Origin of the sequence: Okeania hirsuta, from assembly GCF_003838195.1 — a bacterium.
GTDB lineage: Bacteria > Cyanobacteriota > Cyanobacteriia > Cyanobacteriales > Microcoleaceae > Okeania > Okeania hirsuta.
The window spans coordinates 1-3,563 of sequence record NZ_RCBY01000419.1 but is presented as its reverse complement, the minus strand read 5'-3'; the positions used below and the strand labels follow the sequence as shown (position 1 = coordinate 3,563).

General features: G+C 43.7%; 7 protein-coding genes. 6 read left to right on the top strand and 1 reads right to left on the bottom strand.

Features of this window, described 5'->3' with window-relative positions; genetic code table 11:
• The first annotated feature begins 1,431 nt into the window (after positions 1 to 1,431).
• The 6 genes from D5R40_RS41695 to D5R40_RS41670 all read left to right on the top strand — a co-directional run bounded on the left by D5R40_RS41695 (position 1,432) and on the right by D5R40_RS41670 (position 2,910).
• Positions 1,432 to 1,620 (top strand): Hsp70 family protein, encoded by a 189-nt coding sequence (locus tag D5R40_RS41695; protein ID WP_282433686.1) that lies wholly within the window; start codon positions 1,432 to 1,434, stop codon positions 1,618 to 1,620.
• Between the two features lie 38 nt (positions 1,621 to 1,658).
• Complete coding sequence (locus tag D5R40_RS41690) at positions 1,659 to 1,922, top strand: Hsp70 family protein (RefSeq protein WP_282433685.1); 264 nt, start codon at positions 1,659 to 1,661, stop codon at positions 1,920 to 1,922.
• 16 nt (positions 1,923 to 1,938) lie between these two features.
• The gene (locus tag D5R40_RS43610; RefSeq protein WP_282433684.1) at positions 1,939 to 2,067 is read left to right on the top strand and encodes an Hsp70 family protein; all 129 of its coding nucleotides are present in this window, start codon (positions 1,939 to 1,941) and stop codon (positions 2,065 to 2,067) included.
• Positions 2,030 to 2,209 carry an Hsp70 family protein gene (locus D5R40_RS41680; RefSeq protein ID WP_339379515.1) on the top strand — a complete coding sequence of 60 codons (180 nt, stop codon included), beginning with the start codon at positions 2,030 to 2,032 and terminating at the stop codon, positions 2,207 to 2,209. Before D5R40_RS43610 ends, D5R40_RS41680 begins: the two co-directional genes overlap by 38 nt.
• Before the next feature lie 148 nt (positions 2,210 to 2,357).
• Positions 2,358 to 2,690: an Hsp70 family protein gene (locus tag D5R40_RS41675; protein ID WP_282433683.1), complete on the top strand. Its 333-nt coding sequence runs from the start codon at positions 2,358 to 2,360 to the stop codon at positions 2,688 to 2,690.
• Positions 2,626 to 2,910 (top strand): Hsp70 family protein, encoded by a 285-nt coding sequence (locus D5R40_RS41670; RefSeq protein ID WP_339379516.1) that lies wholly within the window; start codon positions 2,626 to 2,628, stop codon positions 2,908 to 2,910. The genes D5R40_RS41675 and D5R40_RS41670 overlap by 65 nt, the downstream gene beginning before the upstream one ends.
• Before the next feature lie 508 nt (positions 2,911 to 3,418).
• Here the strand turns inward: D5R40_RS41670 and D5R40_RS31215 are convergent.
• A complete protein-coding gene (locus tag D5R40_RS31215; protein WP_282433687.1) occupies positions 3,419 to 3,559 on the bottom strand; it encodes an NAD(P)(+) transhydrogenase (Re/Si-specific) subunit beta in 141 nt (46 codons plus the stop codon).
• Between the last annotated feature and the right edge of the window lie 4 nt (positions 3,560 to 3,563).

Here is a 3,563-nt window from a genome sequence, read left to right as displayed (position 1 = left end):
AAGGAATGTAAAGGGGGGCCAGGTTTTTTGTTTTGTTAGCACCAGTCTGGCAGCTGACTCAATTGGAGAAAATAAGCTTTCAATATTCTAGTACCTTTGGGCGTAATTTTGACACGAACTCTAACGTTCATTTTGAAATTTTTTGACCTACAGTAATCCAGTAGATGCTACAATTAAATATCAGATTCAAAGGCTTTTCCTTGTGTCCGAATGCTAGGTGTGCTTGCCGGAATAATTTTTCTACAGTCAGTTGTTCCACAGATTTTGACATTGAAGCAGAGTGGAGAGATATTCCCATCGTCTATGGTTTTTGTCTACCCAGGATACAGCACACTATATTCGAGTAGAGAAGGCCTTTTTGGAGGCCTGGGCGCAATGCATTGGAGATAGCGCAAATAGCGGATTCACTCTATTTGATCCAAGTGTCAGTATTGCCATTGAAAAAAATTAGTACCGTGAACGCTTTCACTAGACAGGGTAGATGGGAACTTGGGAAGGATACCTCGCATAGAAGGACCATTCGCAAATACGCCAAATATTCTATACAAGATCACCAGATCTGAATTGAATCTAAAGTCGGAGGAAGAAGTTCGCCTGGTAATTGAGCGTGGGGATGCCAAAGTGCCAGTAACTGCAGAGACGACGTGATCGGTGATCTAGAACTATTGGAAACTTGCCTCGAGAACGATTAATTTTGGGGCCTATAATACGGAGTTGCGGATCGGCTGGGAGGTATCTTCTGCTGCACGCCTGTTTTGATTTACGCTTTCTGTTGCATTACGAGAATCAGACCCCAACCAACCGTCCAACTTAACTTCCCAAAACACTTGAGTTTGTCTTGGATCGAGCCATGAGCGAGAGGATGAAAGTTCGTGTGAGTTACTTCCTTCGATCAGGTGATTTTTTCCAATTCTTTTGGAGAAGCTTTACCTGTGCTATCAGCTGGATTTAGGGTATTTGATGGTATAGATATTCAAGTAGTGGCTGCTGGAGAAGAATTTCTGGAGCTAACGAAATTGGACAAGCCAACCTGGGGATTACCAGTGCCAATGAAGTACCTATCTATACGAATCTGTCAGAGGACGGGGTATCTTTTTCTTCGAAAGCTACAGCGTTGCGGAAGGCCTGTCGCTTGCCCCGTGTCAATAGATAGTTTACAGAATGGCGTGTTTACCCGTGATCTGGGGATTCCAATAAGGATCTTCCTGCCGTTTTGTCACTCCATTTCTGCCATTTCGAAAGTCTTGTCAGGCCATTTTGGCCAATTGGGCCGTTTTGTCATTCAAAATAGTGAATTTGAATTGGCATATCACTTGCTATAGGGATAAGCGTATAATCCGTTTGAACTAACTAAAAATACAACATAACATGGGTAAAATTATAGGTATTGACCTGGGTACAACAACTCCTGTGTAGCTGTGATGGAGGGGAATGAACCTGTGGTTAATTCCCAATGATGAGGGTAGAAGGACTACGCCTTCAGTTGTCGCTTTCATGGACAATGGAGAAAGGAAGATCGGTGACCCTGCCAAGCGCCAGGCCATTACCAATCCAACGCGTACTATCTCTTCTATAAGCGTTTTATGGGAACGCGCTTTTCTGAGGTTTCAAATGAAGTGAAGAATTGCGTACAAGGCTGTTAAGGAGATAATGATACAGTGAGAGTGATATATGAAGGCCGATTGTACCACGCCTCAGGAGATCTCTGCTATGGTACTTCAGAAAATGAAGAAGTAGCGGAAGACTTTTTGGGACAGGAGGTGACCGAGGCAGTAGTTACTGTACCAGCATACTTCAATGACTCTCAGCGTCAGGCTACTAAAGAAGCTGTTGAGATTGCAGGTTTGACCATTAAGCGTATTATCAATGAGCCTACTGCTGCGGCTTTGGCTTATGGTTTAGATAGCGCAATAAAGATATGACCATCGCTGTATTTACTTGGGTGGAGGTACTTTTGATATCTCTGTTCTTGAGTTGGGTGATGGCGTGTTTGAAGTAAAATCTCCATGGTATACGCACTTAGGTGGTGATGATTTTCGATCATATTATTATCGACTGGTTGGCTGATACGTTCAAAGATCAAGAAGGAATGGACCTTCGTAAAGATCCAATGGCGCTACAGCGTTTGAAAGATGCAGCGGAGAAAGCTAAGATCGAATTGTCATTTCTACTGAGACAGAAGTTAACCTTCCTTACATCACTGCAGTAGATGGTTGCCTAAGCACTTGGTGTTAAATTGTTCTCGTGCGAAGTTTGAGCAATTGGCGGATAACTTGGTAGAGCGTACTTTGATCCTTGCCAAGAAGCAATAAAAGATGCTGGTTTAAGAGAAGAGTGAAATCGACGAAATCATCTTAGTGGGTGGTTCTACTCGTATCCCTCGAATCCAAGCCGCTGTGGAAGAATTCTTCGGTAAGAAGCCTAATAAAGGGGTAAACCCTGATGAGGTTGTAGCTGTAGGTGCTTCTATCCAAGGTGGAGTTTTGAGTGGTGATGTACAGGATGTATTGCTGCTAGACGTTACTCCACTTTCACTAGGTATCGAAACGATGGGTGGTGTGTACGATGTGGTAATTGAAGCCAACTCTACCATTCCTACAAGAAAGCAAAGACTTATTCTAACAGCTGCGGACAACAGCCTTCGTAGAAATTCATATTCTGCAAGGAGAGCGTCCAATGGCTACGGATAACCGCTCAGTAGGTAGATTCATCTTAGATGGAATTCCACCTTCGCCAAGAGTATGCCTCAAATCGAAGTTACTTTTGATATTGATGCCATGGTATCTTGAGCGTTTCGCAAAAGATAAAGGTACCGGTAAAAAGAGCAAAACATCCGAATCGAAGCTTCTACTGGATTGTCCAAAGAGGAGATCGAAAGATGAAGGCAGAAGCAGCTGCGAATGCAGATAGCGATAAGCAGGCTCGGAAAGAGTGACAAATCAATACTGCGGATTCTTTGATCTTCCAGACAGAGAAGCAGTTAAAAGAATTCGGAGACAAGGTCCTGAAGACAAAAAAGCACCAATCGAAGGCGGCTTTGAACGATCTGAAAGAGCACACAAGGCACAAGATATCGATAAGATTGATAGTGCGAGTGCAGCATTGAATACAGCATGGCAAGCGGCTAGCCAGGAAGATCTACCAAGCTTCTCAAGAGGCTGGTGCGAACGCTTGGCGTGGCGGTGCAGGTCCTGAAGCAACGGCTGATGCGGTGATGCAGGAGCTGGAGCCGGTGGAAATGATGCTGAAGATGTAACTGATGTCGAATACGAAGAAGTAGACGACAAGAAGTAAATCGAAGTAAGTTGCCGTTCAACTTATAGTTGAGTGGTGCAAAATAAAAAGGGGTATCGAATTCGTTTCGATACCCCTTTTGTTTTGATAAGTCTTTATCAGATCGTTCGCAATGATTCCCTAATTACAGGTTCTTCAATTCGCTTACGACTTTGGTCAAGGAATCCTTGGCATCTCCGAACAACATCCTGTTCTTATCGTGGAAGAACAAAGGATTTTGGATACCGGCATATCCTGGACTCATACTTCGTTTCAAGACGATCACGTGC

What these genes read in the sequence shown, in the direction of transcription:
- D5R40_RS41695 (WP_282433686.1), top strand. Translation starts at nt 1,432, where the DNA reads ATGAACCTGTGGTTAATTCCCAATGATGAGGGTAGAAGGACTACGCCT.
- D5R40_RS41680 (WP_339379515.1), top strand. Translation starts at nt 2,030, where the DNA reads ATGATTTTCGATCATATTATTATCGACTGGTTGGCTGATACGTTCAAA.